Here is a 22,232-nt window from a genome sequence, read left to right as displayed (position 1 = left end):
GCATACTCCCCTGAATTTGGGGGGGATGACCATGGGGAAGATCGTTTCTGCGCATGCTTATGCCAATAACGAAGTCGCTTATCTCGCTTGGGATATCGACGGCAAGATAGAGGATTGCCTTGGCTTCGAGGTCGTCCGTGTCTACCTTGCGGCCGACGGCAGCGTTTCCCTTCGGGAGGATGGCAAGGAAGATCGGGTCACCTGCGCCGCCTGGGTAGCGTTCAAGGGCCAGCGCAACCCCCATTGGCTGCCACAAACCACCTCCGTCTGGCCGGTCCAGAAATTGTCTTTGCGCGATCTCACGCTTCGCAAACGCCGCAACAAGGCGAAGCTGCGCCCCTCCGAGGTTTTCGTCCGCTACGAAATCCGGCCGCTCGGCGACCTCCGGCCGGGGTTGGAACCCGTTCAGGATCCCGCACCCGCCGAGGTCGAAGTGGTCAAGCGCGATGCCGATGGCAAACCGGTTCTCGACGCGCAGAACCGGCCGGTGAAGACGAAAACAAAGGCTTACGAAGGAACACCCCGGCCGCTCGCTTATCTCGGTCCGGCGGTCGCCACCAATGCCATCCATGTCACGCGCCGGCTTGGTCCGTTCCAGTCCACCTTCACCAACGGCATTCTGGCGGCGCAGTGGCTGCGCAATGTCATCTGGGAAGACGGCATCAAGAAGCCGAACGAGTTGATGGAGATGATCTCCGAACCCAAGAACGGTATCCGGAAATATCTTGCCGGGGATGTTCTTCCGATGTTGCGCGAACTGTTCGAGCGGCCGGGTTCCTTCCTCCTGGCGCTCTATGAACTCGATGACCGCGAACTCGTCGAACTGCTTTTGAAGCACAGGGACCGCATCCGCGTCATTCTGGCAAATACCGGTCTGGTGGAAGGTGCGTGGGATGTCCGCAATGCCCATGCGCGCCAGACGCTGATCGACGCCGGCGTCGATATCCAGCACCGCATGTTCAACAACTCCACCCATATCGGCCACAATAAATTCGTGGTTCATCTCGGGGAAGACGGGACGCCACTATCGGTTTTTACCGGCAGCACCAACTGGACGCCGACCGGCGTTGCGGGACAAACGAACAACGCCATCCTTATCGAAGACAGGCACGTCGCCAAGGGCTTTGCCGACTACTGGCGCCGGATGCTGGCGGATGCTCTTCCGCTTCCCGAGGAATTCGATGACGGCATGCCCGACAACCAGCAGGCCGCGGCGTTCCGGTCATCCAATGAAACGCCGGCGCGCTTCACGCTCGCCAACGGCGCAAGGCTGGATGTCTGGTTCTCGCCCAATATGAAGGCGCGCCGCAAGGGTGCGGCAATCCCGCCCGATCTGCAGGAAGTATACCGCCTGATGCGCAGGGCCGAACAGGCGATCCTGTTTCTGGCCTTCTATCCCGGCCAGCGCGGCAAGGACTGCATCGTGGGCGAGGCTATCGAAATCGGCCGGAGAGACCAGCAGCTCATCGTCACCGGCGCCGTATCGAGCGCCCAGGCGATGCCGAACTATGTTCCCGGCCGCAAGAATGACCCGGACGATCCGGATGATGACGAGGAAGCAGTATCCCCGCACGTCTTCTCGGAGGCCAATGTTTCCATCGTGCGGGCATCGCGTCTGGACGACCGGGATCTTCTGGTCGATTTCGGTGGCGAGGAACTCACGGCGAAGGGAGGCATCGGCGCGATCATCCACGACAAGGTGGTCGTCATCGATCCGCTGTCGGACGATTGCGCGGTCATTTTCGGCAGCCACAATCTCGGTTTCAAGGCGTCCTATTCGAACGACGAGAATATGGTGATCGTGCGTGGCGACAAGGCTCTCGCCGCGGCCTACGCCGTACATATTCTCGACGTCTACGATCACTATCGTTTCAGGGCGATCGAGGCGGAACTCAAGCGCCAGGGTCGGAAAGGATGGTCGGGTTTCCTGGCCACGGACGACACATGGCTCGACCCATATGCCGACGGCAAAAAGGGCGCGCTCATGCGCTACTTCGCACGCGGCTGACAAGACAACCCGGATTGACATCATCGAACAGGGGACTTGAATGGATATCTATCAGCAGATTTGGGACGCCGATCAGGCGGGGAACGGCGTGCAGCCCATTCTGGATGGGGCGCAGGGCGATGCCGATCGTGGCTATGTGTCGGTCGTATCGTCGTCAGCCGGGGGCCGGGATATCAAGCTGCTGCAAAGCGTCGTGATCCCGGCGCGAAAAATGCTGACCTACGAGCGGGTGACGCGGCTCTTCGACAATTATGCCCTGGATGAGCAGGATCCCGAGCTCGAAACCCCTGAGGAACGCCAGGAGGTTCACGACCTCCTCGACGCGGTCGTCGATACGCCGCCGATGCAGGTCGCCCGTGCCTATGTCAGCGAGGCGACCGGCACGGCCGTCTCGCGGGACCGCTGGTACGCGGTTCTTCTCGAACAATGGTTCCGGTCATTCGCCCAGGGCGGCGATCCCGCCCTCACCGGGTTCGAGCATATCTTCGTCGGCGAGCAGGAAGGACCGAAGGTTCAGGGTTACCATTTCTGGTACAAATATCATCTCGATGACGGTCTTGCGGGCACGATCGACCGAAACCGCTTTCCGGGCTTCAAGGACGACCGCATCGTCTATCTGCGCGGCATGTATGACAATGGCCAGGAGCGTTTTCCGGAATCGGTGACCATCTCCTATCGCTGGGACGCCCCGGATTATGAGCGTGGCGCGGTGCGACCGCTGACCAAGCCGAAAGGTGGTTTTTTCGTCGGATGCAGCGTCGAAGGTCTGATGGCGATCGGCACGGTTCGCGCCCATCTCGGTGCCCGCGCGCCGAAGGAAGCGGTGATCAATGGCGCACGGTACGATCTGAAGCTGTTCCGCAGCGCGGATGACCAGCATATCCGCACCTTCTATCCGGTCTTTCTCGGCCCGGCCGGAAGCGAACCACGCGACGTGCCGCTCGTCGGGCAGCCGGTACAGATCGAGCCGATCACCGGTGGATCGATGCGAATTCTGGCCGCGTTGGTCAATCCTGTCGGTGAGGACCCCGGTCAGGAGACCGTCACCCTTATCAACAGCGGTGCTGCCACCGTCTCGCTTGAAGGCTGGTTCCTGGTCGACAAGATGAAAAACCGCTTCGCAATCGGCAGCGTCACGCTTGCCGGAGGCATGGCGACCACGGTGCTTCTACCGAAAGGCTCCATTCAGCTCTCGAACAAGGGCGGCGAAATCCGGCTGGTCAACCGCGATGGCCACACCGAGCATCTCGTCAGCTATTCGAAGGCCCAAGCCCGCACCGAGGGGCAGACGATCATATTCTGAGCGTTGGGGCTTCGCCATTTGGGGTACTTGACGGCAGGCCGCTCCCCGCCAAAAATGAAAAAGCCGGGCTCATCACCCGGCTTCATCATTCCTTGAGACGCAATACCTATTCAAGGAAACCTGATGGGTTCACCGGCGTCGCATCCTTGCGAACTTCGAAGTGAACCTGCGGACGCTTGGCGCTGCCGGTCATGCCGGAGGTGGCGATGGTCTGGCCACGCTGGACCTTCTGGCCGCGCTGTACGTCGAGATTGGCGGCATTGCCGTAAACGGTGACCTTGCCGTCATCGTGACGGACGAGAACCGTGTTGCCGAGCTGCTTCAGACCATTGCCGGCATAGATGACCACGCCGTTTTCGGCGGCCTTGATCGGCGTGCCTTCCGGAACGGAGATGTTGATGCCATCGTTGCGGCTGCCTTCGACATTGTCACCGAAATTGTTGATGACGGCGCCGCGAACCGGCCAGCGATATTTGCCGATGCCGGTGGATTCCGGCGCGACGGAGGCCATGTCCGCCTTCTTCTCGATGTCGCTGACACTTGCGGTCGCCGGTGTGGCGGGTGCAGTCGCGGCAGGAGCAGCAGCGGGTGCCTTATAGGGCTCAGGCTTGATGGATGCGGTTTCGACCGGCTTGGCGGCAGCCGCTTCCTTGGCAGGAACCGACGCCGTCTTGATGGCGTCCGTCGAAGCGCCCGGCATGGCAAGCGTCTGGCCGACACGGATGCTTTCGTTGGAAATGCCGTTGGCGGCCTTGAGCGCAGCGACGGAGACACCGTTTTCGCGGGCGATCTTCGCCAGGCTGTCGCCCGGCTGAACCTTGTAACCACCGCTCGGTGGCAGCGGCTTGCCGCCCGGAGGCGTCAGCTTGCCGGTCTCGGAGGAAACCTTGTCACGGGCGGCGGCCTGCGACGGCAGCACGGCCACGTTCCCTTCGGGGCCGCGCAGCGGCGTCGGCTGGTCACCATTGCGGTTAAGCGCGATATTGCCGGCGGCATCCTTGGCGGCGTTGCGGACCTGGCCGAACTTCGGAATGATGATCGACTGGCCTGCCTGCGCGGAGGCCGCGGTCTTCAGGCCGTTGACGCGCATCAGTTCCTTTTCCGGAACGCCGTAACGGTTGGAGAGTGTCGCGATGCTTTCGCCGGGACGCAGCGTTACCGAAGATGCGCCATCCGTGTGCCAGCCGTTCTTGTCGGAACGAACCGTCGCCGTCGTCAGATTGTCGACGGGAGCTGCGGCCTGCTGCGTAGGTGCGGCGAGAGACGGGGCAGCCTTGGGCTGGGCGGACGGGAAAGGCTGCGCCATGGCTTCGTTGCGGGTCGACGGATCGCGGCTTGCAACCGCCGTCGGCGCCGACAGGTCGGAGCGCTGCACCGGCGAGGCCGAAGCCCGCGCCGTGGAAGGCTGAACACCGCCATAACCACCGGCCTGCGGATAGGAATTGCCCGCCATGTTCTGGTTGGCATATCCACCCTGCGGCGCGGCAGCGGCGTAACCGCCGTTATAACCGCCATTCATCTCGCCCTGCGGAACCGGGACCTGCCCGTAAGCACCGCCGCCCTGACGGGCTGGAATTGACGCCGTAGTCATCCGATCCGGTCCACTGGAAAAGAGGCCGCTGAACCGCGTTGCATCCGAGCTACAGCCCGTTGCGACGCTTGCCAGCAATGCCGCTGCGAACATTTTTGCGACTGATTTTCCGATTTTAGACGAATGTCTCATACGCATGACTCGATCTACACTGACGCCAACCCGCCGCATCGAGACCGATCCGGCACAACTTTCATTTCTTGCAAGGCCCATTTCCCGAGGTGGGGAAAACCATGCGTCGATGTTTATGATTAAAGCGCGTTAGTGTTACCACGCCGTTAAAACGTTAAGCCGCTCAGTGCTTTTTTGACACTTCGATAACCATGACGAAAACCAAATGCGTCATGCCGGGACAATAATGATATTGAAAATCAGATAGTTGCGACAATTCAGAACATTAGAAGACAAAAATGAATTGCCTTCAAAATTTTCGTTTCGTCACAAATGCCGGGCAATATGGGTGCTGAGCGGCAGGTAGGGGGCCTCGAACAGCTCTTCCTTCTCGAAGCGGCTGCCGGTCTTGGAAAAGCGCGTCATCACGCAGCGATCATCCTCGACGATGATCGGCGCGATCATCATGCCGCCGGAAACGATCTGCTCTGCGAAGAAGCGGGGCATGGTGGTGAAGGCGGCAGTCGAGACGATTCGGTCGAAGGTGCCCTCGCCCACCAGACCGTTGCTGCCATCCGCCTGGCGGATGACGACGTTGCGGATGGAAAGATCGTCGAGACAGTTCTGCGCCTGCTGCACCAGCGTCTTGTAACGCTCCAGCGAAAAGACGCGCTCCACGCGGCGCGCGATGATCGCCGTCATGAAACCGCTGCCGGTACCGATTTCCAGCACGCGCTGACCGGGTTTCAGCTGCAGGCGGGAAAGGATTTTCACCGCCATGTCCGCCCCTTCCATGAAGGAACCACAGTCGATCGGGATCGTGCGGCTGGAATAGGCATCGGCGGCAAATTGCGGCGGCACGAATTTGGAACGCGGCGTCTGCTCAACCGCCGTCAGAAGGTCGAGATCGGAAATCCCCTCACCCCGCAAGCGGAGAACGAGAGCGGCAAAACCTTCCTTTTCGACCATGGCGGATTTCAATCGGCGACTCCGAATCCAAGCGCTTGCGCAACCCGATCCTTGACCGAGTAGTCCGTCAGGTCAAGCTTAAGCGGCGTGACCGAGATTTTGCCATGCTTCAGGGCGTGGATATCGGTGCCTTCGCGGAAGGTGCCGAGACGCTCGCCGAAGCGCAGCCAATAATAGGGGAAACCGCGGCCATCCTGGCGTTCTTCCACCGTCAGACCGAAATCGAGCTTGCCCTGTCCGGTGACAGACACGCCCTGCACATCCTTGGGCGCGCAATTGGGGAAATTGAGGTTGAGGAAGGTGCCATCGGGCAGATCCACATGCATCAGCTTGCGCAGCAGATCCGGCGCGTAGGTCTCGGCCACTTCCCACGGCACGACGCGGCCTTCGGCATGGCTGAAGGCCTGGCTGAGCGCAAAGGAGCGAACGCCCTGCAACGTGCCTTCGATGGCGCCGGCAATGGTGCCGGAATAGGTCACGTCATCGGCCATGTTCGCACCGGCATTCACACCGGAGAGCACGAGGTCCGGCTTTTCCGGCAGGACTTCGCGAATGCCCATGATGACGCAATCGGTCGGCGTGCCGCGCAGCGCGAAATGCTTGTCGGAGACCTTGCGCAGACGCAGCGGCTCGGAGAGCGTCAGGGAGTGCGCGAGGCCGCTCTGGTCGGTCTCCGGCGCCACGATCCAGACATCGTCGGACAGCGTGCGGGCGATACGCTCCAGCACCGCCAGACCTTCGGCATGGATACCGTCGTCATTGGTCAGCAAAATCCGCATGTCTCATCTCCCGCTATTCATTTCATCTACGAACGGAGCATCCGCTCCACCGTCATGCCGGACTTGATCCGGCATCCAGCCGACGCGCGTCCGCGCGACGGGAAAAGTCTTTTCAGCCCAAGGACTTGGGCTGAGTGGATTCCGGCTCAAGGCCGGAATGACGGTATTGGCAAGCGTCAGGCCGCCTTCTCGATCCGATTCAGACCGCCCATATAGGGCAGCAGCACGTCCGGAATTGTGACGGAACCGTCGTCGTTCAGGTAATTTTCGAGAACGGCGATCAGGCAGCGGCCGACAGCCGTGCCGGAGCCGTTCAGCGTGTGAACGAACTTCGTCGCCTTGTCGTCCTTGCCGCGATAACGCGCATTCATGCGCCGCGCCTGGAAATCGCCGCAGACCGAGCAGGAGGAAATTTCGCGATAGGTGTTCTGGCCGGGCAACCACACTTCCAGATCGTAGGTCTTGCGGGCGCTGAAGCCCATATCGCCGGTGCAGAGCGTCATGGTGCGGAAATGCAGGCCAAGACGCTTCAGCACTTCTTCGGCGCAAGCCGTCATGCGCTCATGTTCGGCAACAGCGCTTTCCGCGTCAGTGATGGAAACAAGCTCGCACTTCCAGAACTGGTGCTGGCGCAGCATACCGCGCGTATCGCGCCCGGCCGAGCCCGCTTCCGAACGGAAGGACGGCGTCAGCGCCGTGAAGCGCAACGGCAGTTTTTCCTGATCGAGAATTTCGCCGGACACGAGGTTGGTCAGCGTCACTTCCGCCGTCGGGATCAGCCAGCGGCCATCGGTGGTCTTGAACAGGTCTTCGGAGAATTTCGGTAATTGCCCCGTGCCGAACATCGCCTCGTCACGCACCATCAGCGGCGAGGAGACTTCGGTATAACCGTGTTCGGAGGTGTGCAGGTCGATCATGAACTGGCCAAGCGCACGCTCAAGACGGGCGAGCTGGCTGGTCAGAACGGTGAAACGCGCACCCGAAAGCTTGGCGGCGCGCTCGAAGTCCATATAACCGAGCGCTTCGCCGATTTCGAAGTGTTCTTTGGCCTCATGGTTCCAGCCGGGCTTCTGGCCGACGACGCGGGCCACCACATTGTCGTGCTCGTCCTTGCCATCAGGCACATCGTCAAAGGGTATGTTGGGCAGGCGCGACAGGGTATCGTTCAGCTCGGCGGTGACCTGACGGTCCTCCTCCTCGGCGCGCGGCATGTTGTCCTTGAGATCGGCGACTTCCGCCTTCAGCTTTTCCGCAAGCTCCATGTTCTTCTGCGCCATGGCGGCGCCGATTTCCTTGGAGGCGGCATTGCGGCGGGACTGCATGTCCTGCAGGGACTGGATGACGGAACGGCGCTTTTCATCGAGCGCGATCAGGCCGCTGGCAGCAGGCTCCGCGCCACGGCGCGCAAGCGCCGCATCAAAGGCTTCGGGGTTTTCGCGTATCCATTTAATGTCGTGCATCGTCGTTCCAGACCGTTGTTGCATCACCCGTGTTTTACAGCAAAACGCCGGGCATGAACCCGGCGCGAGGAGATTTTTCGAGCGGTGAGACCTTCAGGAAAATCAGGTCTCCTCCAGCTCCGTGCTTGCGGATTCCGCAGCGCGCTTCCTCTCCACGAGTCGAGCCATGTAGATGGAAATCTCGTAGAGAATGATCGCAGGCAGCGCAAGACCGATCTGGGACATGGGGTCCGGCGGCGTCAGCACCGCCGCGACCACGAAGGCCATGACGATGGCGAACTTGCGCTTTTCCCTGAGCCAGTCGCTGGTCAAAAGCCCGACGCGCGCCAGAAGCGTGGTGACGACAGGCAGCTGGAACACCAGGCCGAAGGACAGCACCAGCGTCATGATGAGGCTCAGATATTCCGACACCTTCGGCATCAGCGAAATCGCCACCTCGCCATCCTCGGGCAATTGCTGCATGGCGAGGAAGAACCACATGACCATGGGCGTGAAGAAGAAATAGACGAGAGCCGCGCCGATGAGGAAGAGGATCGGCGAAGCGATCAGGAATGGCAGGAAGGCGGCGCGTTCGTTCTTGTAGAGACCCGGCGCCACGAATTTATAAAGCTGCGAGGCGACCACCGGAAAGGAGATCACCATGGCGCCGAACATCGCGACCTTGATCTGCGTGAAGAAGAATTCCTGCGGCGCGGTATAGATCAGCGACGACTTCGCCACATCCAGACCGGCCCAGATCACCGCCCACTTATAGGGGATGACGAGCAGGTTGAAGAGGTGCTTGGCTACGGCGAAACAGGCGATGAAGGCGACAAAAAACGCACCGAGCGCCCAGATCAGCCGTGTGCGCAGCTCCATCAGGTGTTCGATAAGCGGCTGCGGCTTGTCCTCGATATCCCCGCTCATGCTTCATCCTTCTTGGGCTTTGCAGCCTTGGTTTTTGCCGTTTTCGCCGGCTTTGCATCAGCCACCGCCACGGCCTTTTCGGCTGCGGCCTTCCTGACGGTCGCCTTTTTGGCGGCGGCCTTCACGGCGGGCTTCGAGGCGGCGGGTTCGCTGGTCTTCGCGGAAGCGACGGTTTCGGGCGTCGCGTCGGCCTTGCTGCGGATGGCGCGTTTCGGCTTGGCGACAACCGCTTCGGACTCGACGGTGGCTATCGATTTCGCCCGTGCGCGCTTCGGTTTTTCTTCCGCCGCCACGGCGGCGGCAACCGGCGCGGTGGATGCGGCGACAACGGCGGGCGGCGCATCCGGCAGCTTCATTTCCGGCTCGGGTACGCTGACCAGCGGCGCGACCGGCTCGCTGGTCGCCGGTGCCGGTGTGGACGAAAGCCCGTCCGGCGGGGTCGTCGCCTTCTGCAGATCGGACTTGATCTCGTTGCCGAGCTGGCGAAGCGGGTTCATCGCATCGCGCAGCGAGTTTGTCGGGTTGAGATTGCGGACATCGGAAATGGTCTGGCGCACATCGTCCATGTCGGCCTCTTTAAGGGCCTCATCGAACTGGGTGCGGAAATCCCCCGCCATCTTGCGAAGGCCGGCCATCGTCTTGCCGAAGGCGCGGATCATGGGCGGCAAGTCCTTGGGCCCGACGACCACGATCAGGACGACCGCAATCACCAGAAGCTCGCTCCAGCCGATATCTAACATCAATATGCTCCCGAGACCCTAACGCATCGGCCCGAAAATCGGAATCGATCTTCGGCAGGAACGACGCGCAACATACAAGTGATAGAGCGTCCATTGCGCGCCCAAAAGCACGCACGGCGCTCTAGCGCCAGTCTCACACCAGGCGGCGACAGGCCGCTTACTTGATCTCGTCAGCCTTGTGGTCGACGGTCTTCGTGTTGGCATCGGCCGGCGGCGGCGTCTGGTCTTCGTCAGCCATGCCCTTTTTGAAGCTCTTGATGCCCTTTGCGACATCGCCCATCAATTCCGGGATCTTGCCACGTCCGAAGAGGACGAGAACGATCACCAGCACGATGAGCCAATGCCACACACTAAAAGAACCCATAACTGAAACTCCTGAATTTCGCTTTCAGACGATGTAAGACGTTTGAAAGGCTTTTTCAAACGACAAATCGTCGCTTCAACAGCGAGTGCGCATAAAGTTTTCGTGGTGTCGCCCGATGCCGGCTATATCAATCGTCGCCATCGCCGCCGCCGGGCGCAAGCAGGCCCAGTTCTTCCAGATCAAGCTGCGTGATCGGGTCTTCGTCTTCACGCAACTCGTCGCTCATCATCGGCAGGGGCACGCCGAAATTGGAGGGGATGCGGCCCGAAAGCAGCCCTGCCCCCTTCAGCTCCTCAAGGCCCGGCAGATCGCGCAATTCCTCGAGGCCGAAATGGTCGAGAAACTCCACCGTGGTGCCGATCGTCACCGGCCTGCCGGGCGTGCGCCTGCGGCCCCGGAACCGGACCCAGCCCGCCTCCATCAGCACGTCCAGCGTGCCGCGCGAGGTCTGCACACCGCGGATTTCCTCGATTTCAGCGCGTGTCACCGGTTGATGATATGCGATAATCGCCAGAACTTCCAGCGCCGCGCGCGACAGCTTCTTCGGCTCCTTTTCTTCGGCGCGGATGACAAAGGAAAGATCACCAGCGGTGCGGAAGGCCCATTGCCCACCCACCTGCACGAGATTGACACCCCGCTCCGCATAAAGAACCTTCAGACGCTGCAGAATGGCGACGACATCCATGCCGCGCGGCAGACGTTCTGCGATGAAAGCCACGGATACGGGCTCGGCCGAGGCGAAGACCAGAGCCTCGGTGATGCGCTCGGCCTCCTTCAGCTGGCGTTCGGAAAATACCGTGGGTTCGATTCCCACCCCATCTGTCACAATCATCGCCTCGCCGGTCTCATCGTCATTCGTCATTATCGGTCCCCCCGGCATTGGCTTCGCGCTCATCCCTTGTGCCCCGGCGCATATAGATCGGCTGGAAAGCCCCCTCCTGCCGGATTTGCAGCGATCCCTCGCGCACCAGCTCCAGCGAAGCGGCAAAGGCACTGGCGATCGCCGTCACCCGCATGGCGGGATCCGGCACATATTGCAGCAGATATTGATCGAGCACCGTCCACTCACCGACATCGCCGAGCAGATGGGTCAAAAGCTCGCGCGCTTCCACCAGCGACCAGACCTGCCGTTTTTCAATCGTGACCTGGGTGATGGCCTGCCGTTGACGCAGATTGGCATAGGCGCTCAGGAGATCGTAGAGATTGGCCTCGTAAGCCGAGCGGTTGACATGCGGAATATGCTCCGGCGCGCCACGGGCGAAGACATCACGGCCCAACTGGGCGCGGTTGACGAGCCGTTCGGCCGCCTCACGCATCGCCTCCAGTCGCTTCAGCCGGAAGGCGAGCGTCGCGGCCATTTCCTCACCCGAGGGGCCGTCATCCTTGGATTGCTGCGGAATGAGCAGCTTGGACTTGAGGAAGGCGAGCCAGGCCGCCATGACCAGATAATCGGCGGCAAGCTCTATGCGTACCCGCCGCGCGCTTTCCACGAATTGCAGATATTGTTCGGCGAGCGCCAGCACCGAGATGCGCGACAGATCGACCTTCTGGGTGCGGGCAAGGTGCAGGAGAAGATCGAGCGGGCCTTCGAAACCCGCAACGTCGATCACCAGCCCGGCCTCGCCCGTCAGCCGCTCCGGAGTCACATCCTGCCAGAGCTTGTCCATCGGTGTTGAATTGCGAGACTTGTCTGCGGCCATTGTTCCATCCGCCGGGCGTCCGGCCTGTCGTCCCGAGTAACGGGCCGCCGCCCTACTGTCAGGAAACGGCCCACATGGCGTTAAATTCGGCTCTCAGTTCCGCCTCGTCGGATGGGTCGGCGGCGGGGAAACCCGCTTCCACGGCCCGCACCCGCTCCAGCGAACGGCCGGAAAGAACGGGAACCTCCTTCACGACCTCCAGCATTTCACCCATCACGCCGTTGCAATGCAAGACTATATCACAGCCGCCCGCAACAATATTCGCAGCTCTTTCACCGAGCGTGCCCTTCAGCGCATTCATGGAACTATCGTCGGACATCAAAAGACCGTCAAAGCCGATGCGGCCGCGGATGATCTCCTCGATCACCTTCGGCGAGGTCGTCGCCGGCCGTTCGCGGTCGATGGCGTTGAACACCAGATGCGCGCTCATCGCCATCAATTCGCGGTTCAGCGCCCGGAACGGCACGAAATCATGGGCATCCAGCTCGTCGAGCGGCACATCGACGACAGGCAGTTCATGGTGCGAATCCACCATGCCGCGACCATGGCCCGGCATATGTTTCATGACAGGCAGCATGCCGCCCGCCTTCAACCCGTCGGCTGCCGCCTGCCCCATCTCGGCCACCATGGTCGGCGTGTAACCGTAAGCCCGGTTGCCGATGACGTTGCTCGCACCCTCCACAGGCACGTCGAGCACCGGCAGGCAGTCGACATTGATGCCGAATTTCATGAGGTCGAAAGCGTGCAGGCGCGACATCAGCCAGGCGGCGCGCAGGCCGGCACCCCGGTCGCGCTCATAGATTTCACCGAGAATGCGGGCATTCGGATAGGCCTGCAGGATCGGCGGCTTGATGCGCTGGACCCGTCCGCCCTCCTGATCGATCAAAACCGGCGCATCCGGCCGCCCGACGGCATCGCGCATGGAAGCGACGAGGTCGGCGATCTGCTGCGGCTCGCCGATATTGCGACCAAACAGGATGAAGCCCCATGGCTGCTCGTTGCGGTAAAGGGCGATCTCGTCGGCGGTCAGCGAAAGCCCGCTGCATCCGAGGATCATAGCTTTGCAATCGGTCATGATGTCACGCCTGTCTTGGAATAGATGGGAAGAATTTTGCCTGCTCCTCGGCCGATGCGAGGGCGGTGACGTTTAACGTTCGTCACCCCGGCCTCCGAGCCGGGGTCCAGCGCGATCAAGTCCTTGATCGCTTAAAACTCGTCTCACGGCGCAGACACGCCGTGACTGGATGCCGGATCAAGTCCGGCATGACGGAGGATAGGTGCACCGTCAGCGTCATTGGACAATCAGCGCCGGGGCACTAGCCCCGGCGTATCTCCTTAGCGCGCCACCAGGCAGCTGCCACCGGCTGCGCGGAACTTTTCGCACAGCGCCACGGCCGCGTTCTTGTCACCCGCCGGGATGCGGACGCGGTAGAACGTGCCCTTGCCGGCGATTTCGGCGGCCTTGATGTCGACGCCGCGTCCACCGATGACCGAGCCGAACTTGGTCGACATGTTCTGGTAGGACTTCTGCGCTTCGGCCTGGCTCGGCAGCGAAGCGATCTGGATGTAATACCCACCGGCAGACGGCGCGCTGGTCGCAGCCGGTGTGGCGGCAGCCGTCTGCTGCTGTGCAGCCGGCGGCTGGGCGGGAGCGGTTGCCGTCGGGCGAACATTGCCCTGGTTGGTCACCGTTGCCACCACATTGGCGGGCTGCGAGGACGGACGCGCCGCGGGAACGGGTGCTGCGGACTGTGCGGCCGGCGGCGTTGCGGCCGGTGTGGTCGCAGCAGGCGCGGTCGCAGCTGGCGTATGGGTCTGCGGCTGCTCCGGCGTCACCGGAACCCGCGAAGCGGCGATGACGGCGGGAGCGCCCTCACCCGGCTTGGCGGTCTGCGGTGCGGCAAGCTCCGCCACCTTGTCGGCCTTTGGCGGCTGGGCAGCCGGTGCATCGACTTCCTGGGCAACCAGCGAGCCATCCGGCTTGACGATCATGGTGCGGACCTTGCGCGGCGAAACGCCCGTTGCGCCGGCACCTTCGTTCTGGGCAGCCTTTTCTTCCGGCGAAAGCAGGCGCGGATCCTCGGTCTCGCCAACCGGCGTGCCGGCAGCTTGCATATCCGCGTCGTTTTCGCCTTCCAGCGGCAATTGTTCGGGGATCAGCGTGCGCTGGACCACATCGACCGGCTGCTCGCTGCTGGAGATCAGCGCCGGCTGTTTCGGATCGGCGGCGCTGCCACCGGCCACGCGGTCATAAACCGCCTTGTCCTGGTTGGGCACGACGCGACCGCCCGGATTTTCCGGCACGACCTTCATCGGATCATTATCGGCGGAAATGATGACCGGCGCGCCATTCGAGCCGGTGCTCGACGAACCGCCGGAAACCAGCGCGTAAACGCCGCCGCCGATCAGCACCAGACCGATTGCCGCGGCAACCGGCATGATCCAGCGGCGACCGCCGCGTTCATCCTCGTCGCGATAGGCGGCCTGATGATCGACATAGGTATTTTCGGCATCACGCGGCGCATTGCCACGGGAAGCAGCAGCCTCCTGCATGGAGCGGCGGAAATCTTCTTCCAGCGCCCGCTCGAATTCGTCGGCCTCTTCCGGAGCCTGCGCGGGACGCGCCTGGACGGCACCGCGATTTTCCGCATGCTTGTGACGGTCGAGACCGCCGGCAACGGCAGGTGCAAACAGCGTCGCAAGCTCGGTATCGATATCGAGATCTTCCTCGTGACGGCGAGCGGCAGGCTTGGGCTCGAAAACCCCGACCGGCAGTTCCGGCACATCCATCTCGACGATGGTTTCCGGGTGTTCTTCCGTCTCGCCGATCTGCGAAGGATCAAATGGCAGGCTTTCCAGCGTCTGCGGCACGGCCGGCTGCGCGGCGACAGGGCGCGGCTGAACCGGAGCGGCAGCGACGGGCGCGGCGGCGACAACGGGGACCGGGCTCGGCTGTGGCGCGGGCTGCTCCCTCACCGGCTGCGGCGCAACAGCGGCAACCGGCGCGGCCGGCTGCGGACGCACGGGCTGTGGCGCGGGTGCAGGCACAACTTCCGCTTCGGCGATTTCAGACAGATCCAGATCAAGATCGAGATCATCGAGCGCAAGCTCGAAATCATCATCGTTGAAGCCGGCGAAATCCGCAAAATCCGGCTCTTCCGCTGGCGAAGACGCAGCAACGACCGGCGCGGCCTTCACAGGCGTTGCGGCAGCAACCACTGGCGGCTCTACCTTAGCGGCGGCCTGGAAGGCGGGCGCAGCCTGAACGGCGGGCACGGCCTGCACAACGGGCTCTTCGCCACGACCAGGAATGGAATATTTCGCAACGTCGTAGATCAGCTCGTCCATCGGCGAGAGTTGTTTCGCTGCCGGCTTCTCGGCAACCACCGGCGCCTGAGGCTCTGCTGCGGGCGTGAAGGTCGCGGCGGCAGGCGCAAAGGACGGCATGGTCTCTTCCGCCTGAACGACGGCCGGCGCGGGAGCGGGTTCGGCCTGCGGCTCGATGCGGGCTGCGGCGGGCAGCTGTTCGGATCGCGGCTCGACCCGGCGCGGATCGACAGCCGAAACATCGCGGCGCGCACCGAAATTGGCAAGCGGCAGCCTCAGGCTGGAAAATTCCAGCGAAGAACGGCCGCCATGCGAAGGCGGACGAACGGAAACCGGCGCAGGCGCCTCTTCCGCAACGGCAATCTCCACCTCATCGGCGAGATCGAAAGCCTGCGGCTCCGGCGCATAGGCGTGAGCATCGGAAGACACATTGCTGGAAACATCCGCCGGAAGCTCCGGCATGGCGTGCCATTCAGGCTCTGCGGCCTGCGGCTCTTCCCATGCCACCTGCTGGTAGACAACCGGCTCGGCAGCGCGCGGCTGGCGCGAATGCACATCGAAGACTTCCGCCACAGCACCGGCGTCGTCGCGGAAATCCGCGCGAATATCCTGCTGCGCAGAGGTTTCAACGTAATTGTGAATATAGGCCTGATCGACCTCGGGAAGCGGCTCGTGCCTCACCTCGGGCTGTGGCGCGGGCTCGGCCACCGGCGCAAGCTCCGGCTCGCGGCGGGCGAAAACCGATTCGACGCGCTGCATGAAATCGCTGGGATGGATGCCCGCACGAACATCGTTCGCCGGATCAAGAACGACGGGATCGGCGTGCGGCGCGTCGTAAACCTCGAATTCCCTCAGAAGCTCATCTTCGAGATTAAATTCGGGTTCGCGGCGGGTCACCGGCGGCTGAGCCTCGGAACCCGCATGCGAAGGACGATCTTCGAAGCCGACGATACGCGCCAGTTCTGCCAGAGGATCGTTGTCAGCGAAGCCTTCGGACCGGGCGTCCCGGTTATACGCGACATTTTTTTCGACCATTACGTGTTCCACCATCTACGCATTGCAGCTCTTGCCAGCGTATTGTGAGCAAATAATGGTGATATGTTATCGCATTTCGGCAGGTGCGTCCGCTCCTAAAAGCGTAAGGCCGGACCTCAGAACATTCGCGACAGCATTCACCAGCCCAAGTCTGGCAATGCTCAATTCTCGGTTTTTATCGTTAATAAAACGTAATTCCGGTTGGTCTTTACCCTTGTTCCAGTGTCCATGGAAGGAACTGGCGAGATCATAGAGGTAAAAAGCAAGCCGGTGCGGCTCGTGCGAAAGGGCTGCGGATTCGATCAGGCGCGGATATTCGGCGAGCTTCGCAACCAGCTGCAACTCATTGATATCACTGATCAAAGCAACGGACGCCGCCATTTCCTCAGCCGACGGAGAAAGACCCGGAAATGCCTCCTGCGCCTGACGGAAGATCGACATCGAGCGGGCATGTGCATATTGCACGTAAAAAACCGGATTATCCTTCGATTGTTCGGTCACTTTCGCAAAATCGAAGTCCAGCGGCTCGGAATTCTTCCGATAGAGCATCATGAATCGCACGGGATCGCGACCCACTTCGTCGACAACATCGCGCAGCGTTACGAAGTCGCCGGAGCGCTTCGACATCTTCACCGGCTCGCCATCGCGGAACAGCTTGACGAGCTGGCAGAGCAGCACGGTCAGCTTCGACTTGCCTTCCGAGACGGCACGCGCGACGGCTTCCAGACGCTTCATATAACCACCATGGTCGGCGCCGAGCACATAGATCATCTCGGAGAAACCACGGTCGAACTTGTTCTTGAAATAGGCAACGTCGGCGGCGAAATAGGTGTAGGAACCGTCCGATTTCATCAGCGCACGGTCCATGTCGTCGCCCACTTCCGTGGAACGGAACAGCGTCTGCTCGCGGTCTTCCCAATCTTCCGGCAATTCGCCCTTCGGCGGCGGCAGGGTGCCCTTGTAGACATGGCCCTTAAAGGTGAGATCGTTGATGGCCGAGAGGATCGGTCCGCCATTGCCCTCATGCAGCGTGCGCTCCGAGAAGAACACGTCGTGCCGGACGTTAAGCAGCGCCAGATCCTCGCGGATCATCACCATCATCGCGTCGATCGCCTTGTCCTTCACGATCGGCAGCCATTTTTCTTCCGGCATGGCGCGTAGCTTGATGCCATATTCATCCGCCAGCGCCTGGCCGACGGGAACGAGATAGTCACCGGGATAAAGGCCGGACGGAATGGTGCCGATATCCTCACCCAGCGCCTCGCGGTAACGCAGGAAGACGGAACGGGCCAGCACATCGATCTGCGAGCCGGCATCGTTGATGTAATATTCCTTGGTAACGCCGTAACCCGCAAAAGCGAGCAGGTTCGCCAGCGTGTCGCCTACCACGGCGCCACGGCAATGGCCGACATGCATCGGGCCGGTCGGGTTGGCGGAAACATATTCGACGTTGATCTTCTGACCGGCGCCAATGGTGGAGCGGCCGAAATCGATACCCTGGCTGATCATATCGGCCAGAAGACGCTGCCAGTAACCGACGGAGACCTTGAGATTGATGAAGCCGGGACCGGCAACATTGACGCTGTCAACATCGCCATCGGCCTGAAGGGCAGGCACGATGAGTTCGGCAAGCGCGCGCGGATTGGTGCCGAGCGGCTTCGCCAGCACCATGGCGGCATTGGTTGCGACATCGCCATGGCTCAGATCGCGCGGGGATTCGACGGTAATTCGACTGAAATCGACCTTTTCGCGGTTCTCTTTCACGAGATCGAGGGTCTCGAGCGCGTTTTTGATCCTGGTATCGAAATCGGCAAAAATGTTCATCGTTCCAACCTGCGCGAAGGGCTTCTGTTTAGTCCGGCCTTTTAACCGGGTCGGCTTCGCGATCGCCCGCTGCCCTATCGCAAATCGGGGGTGTGGTCAAACAGGCGCTGGTGGGCACGCAGTGCATAACTGTCGGTCATGCCGGCCAGATAGTCGCCCACATGGCGGGCCTTGGCGGCCACGCTCATGCCGGAAATGCTGTCCACCCAGTAGTGGCTCTGCATTTCCGCCGGCGTTTCCATATAACGGTGGAAAAGGTCGGTGACGATCTGTGTGGCGCCGGCGCGGATGCGCATGATTTCCGGATGCCGATAGATGTGGCCGAACAGCAGCTTCTTGATCTGCCGGTCGGTTTCGGCCATCTCCGGCGAAAACGTCGCGACGGTGAAATCGGCGGCGCGAATATCCGCCGCACTCTTCGGTTTCAGCCGGGCGAGGTTTTGCTGCGCCACGCCGATCACATCTTCCACCATGTGAGTGATCTGCCGCCGCATGATTTCGTTGGCGAAACGCTCCTTGTCGAGCACGGGATATTTGCCCCGTACCTCGGCCATCAGGCCGCCAAGGAAAGGCACCTCCTCCAGCATCTCGAATGTGAGATAACCGGCGCGCAGACCGTCATCTATATCGTGGGTATTATAGGCGATGTCGTCGGCAATCGCCGCCACCTGCGCCTCCAGGCTCGCATAGCTGCCGATTTCCAGATCCTGCAGCTCGCAATATTCGAGAATGGGCCGCGGAACCGGCCCCTTGATACCCTCGCCCCTGGCATTCACCAGCGGGCCATTGTGCTTGACGAGGCCTTCCAGCGTTTCCCAGGTCAGGTTGATGCCGTCATATTCGGCATAACGGCGCTCCAGCTTGGTGACGATGCGCAGCGACTGCGCATTGTGATCGAAGCCGCCATAGGGCAGCAGCACCGCATCAAGCGCATCTTCGCCCGTATGGCCGAAAGGCGTGTGGCCGAAATCATGCACCAGCGCCACGCCTTCGGCCAGATCCTCGTCGAGCTTCAGGGCGCGGGCGAGCGCGCGGGCGATCTGCGCCACCTCGATGGTGTGGGTAAGCCGCGTGCGATAGTGGTCGCCGTCAGGGCTGATGAAGACCTGCGTCTTGTGCTTCAGGCGGCGAAAGGCCGTGGTGTGGACGATGCGGTCGCGGTCACGCTGGAATTCCGAGCGCGTCAGGCTTCCGGCCTCGGGAAAAAGACGCCCGCGCGTGGTCCATGGATCCGAGGCGAACACCGCCCTCTCGCCACTTCCAAAACCCAATGCGCGCTGGTCTATGATCATGCATCCACCTGTTGTCTTCTCCGGCCGGGGCTTCCTTTTCGCCTCGGCCATTGACCTTTTCATTCACCCTTCATACCTATCGCAGAGGTCAGCGCAAAGCATCATCGCCGCGTTGACCGCCTTCAACAGGCTATAGACCGTTAATTTGACCGGTTTATAATGGTGACAACGAGATTATTGCTCTCCGGTTCTTGACCCCGGCAGGAGAAACGACATGGAAAACAGCGACATTACCCTTTCGGAAGCAGCGGCGAAGCGAATCGCGCAGATCGTCGCCGCCGATGCCGGCAAACAGGCGCTGCGCGTCTCCGTGGAAGGAGGCGGCTGCTCGGGCTTCTCCTACAAGTTCGATCTGGCCGAAGACCCCACCGATGACGATATCGTGATCGCGCGCGGCGATGCCAAGGTGCTGATCGACAGCCTGTCCGTCGTTTATATGGCCGGCTCCGAAATCGACTTCGTCGACAATCTGCTCGGCCAGTCCTTCCAGATCAAGAACCCGAATGCCGTGGCAAGCTGCGGCTGCGGTACGAGCTTCTCGATCTGACATCATCTTTCCACCACATCCACAGGGCCGTTTTCCAAAAACGGTGGCAATCGCTTTTGCATCGGGTAAAAGTACCCCCACAAAAGGGAAACTCCGATGAAGATTGTCACCTGGAACATCAACGGCGTTAAGGCGCGTATCGAAAACCTCTGCCAGTGGCTGAAGGATTCGTCGCCCGACATCGTCTGCCTTCAGGAGATCAAGTCGGTCGACGAGGGTTTTCCCCGGCTGGAGCTGGAGGCGCTCGGTTATCACGTCGAGACCCATGGCCAGAAAGGCTTCAACGGCGTCGCCCTGCTCTCGAAGGTCAAGCCGGACGAGGTCAATCGCGGCCTGCCGGGTGATGATGCCGATGAACAGGCGCGTTTCATCGAAGGCGTGTTTTCCGTCGAAGGCGGCGCAATCCGCGTCTGCTCGCTTTACCTGCCGAACGGCAATCCGCCCGACGATCCGGTGAAATATCCCTACAAGCTTGCCTGGATGGAAAGGCTGCGGCGCTTTGCCGAAGACCGCCTTGCGCTGGAAGAGCCGCTGATTCTGGCGGGTGACTACAATGTCATTCCCGAGCCCTTCGATTGCCACGACCCCCGCGTATGGGAAGGTGACGCCCTGTTCCTGCCGAAGACCCGCACGGCCTTCCGCAAACTGGAGAATCTCGGCTTCACCGATGCCGCGCGTGCGACGACCGATGCGGCAGGACTTTATTCCTTCTGGGACTATCAGGCCGGGGCATGGCCGAAAAACAACGGCATCCGCATCGATCATCTGATGCTGTCAGCGGAAGCGGCTGACAGGCTGCAATCAGTCGAGATCGAAAAACATGTGCGTGCCTGGGAAAAACCGTCCGACCATGTGCCGGTCTGCGGTTATTTCGATTTCAACCCGGTCGGCTGACCCGCGTCTATCGGGCGGATGAAACCGTCCCGATCGGCATTCTCAATCCGGCCCATTCTCAATCAGGATCGTTGAACTGCATGTTCTGCGCCATGGCGATGGCGGCGCGGCGATCATTTTCGCCGGCCAGAGAAAAGGCCTGCTCCTGCAGGTTCTGGATCCAGGTACAGTCCGCCGCCGTGCATTTGTCGAGCGCCGCGGTCATGAAGGCCAGCCCCTGCGTCGTCTGGCCTTCCTGGAAGATCAGATTGCCGAAAATCGACATGGCGCCGGCATGACCATGCTTACGGGCCTGGTTCAACCACTTCTTGGCCTGTTGCACATCGGCGCGGCCACCCTCGCCGGCCAGGATCATCTCCGCCAGACGGAACTGCGCTTCAGCCACGCCGAAGGTGGAAGCCACCTGGAAATAAAGCTGGCGAGCCTGCGAAAGGTCCATTTTCACCGGGCTGCCGGGAATGCCGTGACGGTAATAATCGGCAAGGGAAAGAAGTGCGTTGACGAAAAAACCGGTATCTTCCGAACCGGGCTCCACGCCCTGATTGGCGATTTCGCTGTAGATCTTGAAAGCTTCGAAGTCGTTCTTGGCGACGCCATCGCCATAGGCATACATATTGGCAAGCGCCCAGCGCGAGCCGGTATGGCCTTTTTCGGCCGCGTAACGATAGGCCTCAACGGCTTCACCCTTGTTGCCGTTCTTGTAGGCCTTGAAGCCGAACTTGAACAGGTCGAAGGGGCCGGATTCCTTGGTCACGCCCGCATTGATGTCAAAAGCCGCAGCAGGCATTGCGAGCGACGCAAGCAACATGCCCATAAGGAGCGGCTTTAAAACGTTGGCTTCACATTTCAGCATTTCAGCGAACTTCTCTCACTCTTCCCGGCATATAGCCAATACTTGCGGAATACTGCAAAGCCGAACCCCGCCGGGTCGCGATTTTTCGAACACACTGCGTCTTTCCGGCAGCACTTTCCAGCGCACCACCGGTGGTCTTTCGTGGCAATTGCCCTAATTTTCCAGTTAAACAGATATAGGCATAATTTCCGGCAATATAACGGCAACTCACCGCCCGCCGGTCAGCGCCAAACAAGAAAGCCGGGCGAAATTCCCGTATTACTTGCTTAAACCCTGAATCCAAATCCGTTTTCACTTTTCGGCATTGCGCACCACCACATCAAACGCCTGCATGTTCTTCCATTCCCGCGTCCCTAAACATAAGCCAAGCACCCTGTTTGTGGCGGGAAATGGACAGATATGCTCACATTCCAACGCGACCCCACGCTTGCAGAAAAGTGTTGCCAAATCGTCACAAAACTTTCGGCTAGAAAATTTTATCGAGCAGGAATCATAGTCGCGCATGAAAAAAGGCCCGGTTGGTAAACCG

Annotated in this window: 18 protein-coding genes; 4 read left to right on the top strand and 14 right to left on the bottom strand. The window is 61.0% G+C overall.

Annotation, left to right across the window (positions count from 1 at the left end):
• Window positions 1-31: 31 nt before the first annotated feature.
• Entirely contained in the window at window positions 32-2,008 is a 1,977-nt protein-coding gene (locus tag O3S81_RS04230) for a phospholipase D-like domain-containing protein (protein WP_269341191.1), read from the top strand.
• Between the two features lie 40 nt (window positions 2,009-2,048).
• Window positions 2,049-3,311 carry a hypothetical protein gene (locus O3S81_RS04225; protein WP_269341189.1) on the top strand — a complete coding sequence of 421 codons (1,263 nt, stop codon included), beginning with the start codon at window positions 2,049-2,051 and terminating at the stop codon, window positions 3,309-3,311.
• 106 nt (window positions 3,312-3,417) lie between these two features.
• On the opposite strand, the gene O3S81_RS04220 is transcribed toward O3S81_RS04225, so the two are convergent.
• From O3S81_RS04220 to O3S81_RS04160, 13 genes are all read right to left on the bottom strand, one after another.
• Window positions 3,418-4,995: a LysM peptidoglycan-binding domain-containing M23 family metallopeptidase gene (locus tag O3S81_RS04220; protein WP_269341187.1), complete on the bottom strand. Its 1,578-nt coding sequence runs from the start codon at window positions 4,993-4,995 to the stop codon at window positions 3,418-3,420.
• A gap of 345 nt (window positions 4,996-5,340) precedes the next feature.
• Window positions 5,341-5,994, bottom strand: coding sequence for a protein-L-isoaspartate(D-aspartate) O-methyltransferase (locus O3S81_RS04215; RefSeq protein WP_269341185.1), 654 nt, complete (start codon window positions 5,992-5,994; stop codon window positions 5,341-5,343).
• A complete protein-coding gene (surE, locus tag O3S81_RS04210; protein WP_269341183.1) occupies window positions 5,991-6,761 on the bottom strand; it encodes a 5'/3'-nucleotidase SurE in 771 nt (256 codons plus the stop codon). The genes O3S81_RS04215 and surE overlap by 4 nt, the downstream gene beginning before the upstream one ends.
• A gap of 176 nt (window positions 6,762-6,937) precedes the next feature.
• On the bottom strand, window positions 6,938-8,221 hold the full coding sequence (serS, locus tag O3S81_RS04205) for a serine--tRNA ligase (RefSeq protein WP_269341182.1): 1,284 nt from the start codon (window positions 8,219-8,221) through the stop codon (window positions 6,938-6,940).
• A gap of 102 nt (window positions 8,222-8,323) precedes the next feature.
• A complete protein-coding gene (gene tatC, locus O3S81_RS04200; RefSeq protein ID WP_269341181.1) occupies window positions 8,324-9,127 on the bottom strand; it encodes a twin-arginine translocase subunit TatC in 804 nt (267 codons plus the stop codon).
• Window positions 9,124-9,867 carry a Sec-independent protein translocase protein TatB gene (gene tatB / locus O3S81_RS04195; RefSeq protein ID WP_269341180.1) on the bottom strand — a complete coding sequence of 248 codons (744 nt, stop codon included), beginning with the start codon at window positions 9,865-9,867 and terminating at the stop codon, window positions 9,124-9,126. The genes tatC and tatB overlap by 4 nt, the downstream gene beginning before the upstream one ends.
• A 157-nt stretch (window positions 9,868-10,024) precedes the next feature.
• A complete protein-coding gene (locus O3S81_RS04190) occupies window positions 10,025-10,231 on the bottom strand; it encodes a twin-arginine translocase TatA/TatE family subunit (protein WP_003509722.1) in 207 nt (68 codons plus the stop codon).
• A 127-nt stretch (window positions 10,232-10,358) separates the two neighbouring features.
• Entirely contained in the window at window positions 10,359-11,093 is a 735-nt protein-coding gene (scpB, locus tag O3S81_RS04185) for an SMC-Scp complex subunit ScpB (protein WP_269341178.1), read from the bottom strand.
• A complete protein-coding gene (locus O3S81_RS04180; protein ID WP_269341177.1) occupies window positions 11,083-11,931 on the bottom strand; it encodes a segregation and condensation protein A in 849 nt (282 codons plus the stop codon). The genes scpB and O3S81_RS04180 overlap by 11 nt, the downstream gene beginning before the upstream one ends.
• Window positions 11,932-11,989: 58 nt before the next feature.
• Window positions 11,990-13,006, bottom strand: coding sequence for a beta-N-acetylhexosaminidase (gene nagZ, locus O3S81_RS04175; protein WP_269341175.1), 1,017 nt, complete (start codon window positions 13,004-13,006; stop codon window positions 11,990-11,992).
• A gap of 260 nt (window positions 13,007-13,266) precedes the next feature.
• Window positions 13,267-16,293 carry an SPOR domain-containing protein gene (locus O3S81_RS04170; RefSeq protein WP_269341174.1) on the bottom strand — a complete coding sequence of 1,009 codons (3,027 nt, stop codon included), beginning with the start codon at window positions 16,291-16,293 and terminating at the stop codon, window positions 13,267-13,269.
• A 66-nt stretch (window positions 16,294-16,359) separates the two neighbouring features.
• Window positions 16,360-18,117: an arginine--tRNA ligase gene (gene argS, locus O3S81_RS04165; protein ID WP_269341173.1), complete on the bottom strand. Its 1,758-nt coding sequence runs from the start codon at window positions 18,115-18,117 to the stop codon at window positions 16,360-16,362.
• A 74-nt stretch (window positions 18,118-18,191) separates the two neighbouring features.
• Window positions 18,192-19,409, bottom strand: coding sequence for a deoxyguanosinetriphosphate triphosphohydrolase (locus tag O3S81_RS04160; RefSeq protein WP_269341171.1), 1,218 nt, complete (start codon window positions 19,407-19,409; stop codon window positions 18,192-18,194).
• Window positions 19,410-19,623: 214 nt separating this feature from the next.
• Between O3S81_RS04160 and erpA the strand changes: the two genes are divergently transcribed.
• Together erpA and xth are read left to right on the top strand one after the other, a co-directional pair.
• Complete coding sequence (gene erpA / locus O3S81_RS04155) at window positions 19,624-19,956, top strand: iron-sulfur cluster insertion protein ErpA (protein WP_269341169.1); 333 nt, start codon at window positions 19,624-19,626, stop codon at window positions 19,954-19,956.
• Between the two features lie 96 nt (window positions 19,957-20,052).
• The gene (gene xth / locus O3S81_RS04150) at window positions 20,053-20,850 is read left to right on the top strand and encodes an exodeoxyribonuclease III (protein ID WP_269341168.1); all 798 of its coding nucleotides are present in this window, start codon (window positions 20,053-20,055) and stop codon (window positions 20,848-20,850) included.
• A gap of 58 nt (window positions 20,851-20,908) precedes the next feature.
• Here the strand turns inward: xth and exoR are convergent, their stop codons facing one another.
• Window positions 20,909-21,703: an exopolysaccharide production regulator ExoR gene (gene exoR / locus O3S81_RS04145; protein WP_003509731.1), complete on the bottom strand. Its 795-nt coding sequence runs from the start codon at window positions 21,701-21,703 to the stop codon at window positions 20,909-20,911.
• Window positions 21,704-22,232 lie beyond the last annotated feature (529 nt).

This window comes from Agrobacterium sp. SOY23 (assembly GCF_027212525.1).
Classification (GTDB): domain Bacteria; phylum Pseudomonadota; class Alphaproteobacteria; order Rhizobiales; family Rhizobiaceae; genus Agrobacterium; species Agrobacterium tumefaciens_I.
Note: the sequence above shows the minus strand (reverse complement) of the source record. Positions and strands in the feature narration are given on the sequence as shown.

What these genes read in the sequence shown, in the direction of transcription:
- tatC (WP_269341181.1), bottom strand. Translation starts at nt 9,127, where the DNA reads ATGAGCGGGGATATCGAGGACAAGCCGCAGCCGCTTATCGAACACCTG.
- O3S81_RS04170 (WP_269341174.1), bottom strand. Translation starts at nt 16,293, where the DNA reads ATGGTCGAAAAAAATGTCGCGTATAACCGGGACGCCCGGTCCGAAGGC.
- nagZ (WP_269341175.1), bottom strand. Translation starts at nt 13,006, where the DNA reads ATGACCGATTGCAAAGCTATGATCCTCGGATGCAGCGGGCTTTCGCTG.
- erpA (WP_269341169.1), top strand. Translation starts at nt 19,624, where the DNA reads ATGGAAAACAGCGACATTACCCTTTCGGAAGCAGCGGCGAAGCGAATC.
- scpB (WP_269341178.1), bottom strand. Translation starts at nt 11,093, where the DNA reads ATGACGAATGACGATGAGACCGGCGAGGCGATGATTGTGACAGATGGG.
- exoR (WP_003509731.1), bottom strand. Translation starts at nt 21,703, where the DNA reads ATGCTGAAATGTGAAGCCAACGTTTTAAAGCCGCTCCTTATGGGCATG.
- O3S81_RS04180 (WP_269341177.1), bottom strand. Translation starts at nt 11,931, where the DNA reads ATGGCCGCAGACAAGTCTCGCAATTCAACACCGATGGACAAGCTCTGG.
- O3S81_RS04160 (WP_269341171.1), bottom strand. Translation starts at nt 19,409, where the DNA reads ATGATCATAGACCAGCGCGCATTGGGTTTTGGAAGTGGCGAGAGGGCG.
- O3S81_RS04190 (WP_003509722.1), bottom strand. Translation starts at nt 10,231, where the DNA reads ATGGGTTCTTTTAGTGTGTGGCATTGGCTCATCGTGCTGGTGATCGTT.
- O3S81_RS04230 (WP_269341191.1), top strand. Translation starts at nt 32, where the DNA reads ATGGGGAAGATCGTTTCTGCGCATGCTTATGCCAATAACGAAGTCGCT.
- argS (WP_269341173.1), bottom strand. Translation starts at nt 18,117, where the DNA reads ATGAACATTTTTGCCGATTTCGATACCAGGATCAAAAACGCGCTCGAG.
- serS (WP_269341182.1), bottom strand. Translation starts at nt 8,221, where the DNA reads ATGCACGACATTAAATGGATACGCGAAAACCCCGAAGCCTTTGATGCG.
- tatB (WP_269341180.1), bottom strand. Translation starts at nt 9,867, where the DNA reads ATGTTAGATATCGGCTGGAGCGAGCTTCTGGTGATTGCGGTCGTCCTG.
- O3S81_RS04220 (WP_269341187.1), bottom strand. Translation starts at nt 4,995, where the DNA reads ATGTTCGCAGCGGCATTGCTGGCAAGCGTCGCAACGGGCTGTAGCTCG.
- xth (WP_269341168.1), top strand. Translation starts at nt 20,053, where the DNA reads ATGAAGATTGTCACCTGGAACATCAACGGCGTTAAGGCGCGTATCGAA.
- surE (WP_269341183.1), bottom strand. Translation starts at nt 6,761, where the DNA reads ATGCGGATTTTGCTGACCAATGACGACGGTATCCATGCCGAAGGTCTG.
- O3S81_RS04225 (WP_269341189.1), top strand. Translation starts at nt 2,049, where the DNA reads ATGGATATCTATCAGCAGATTTGGGACGCCGATCAGGCGGGGAACGGC.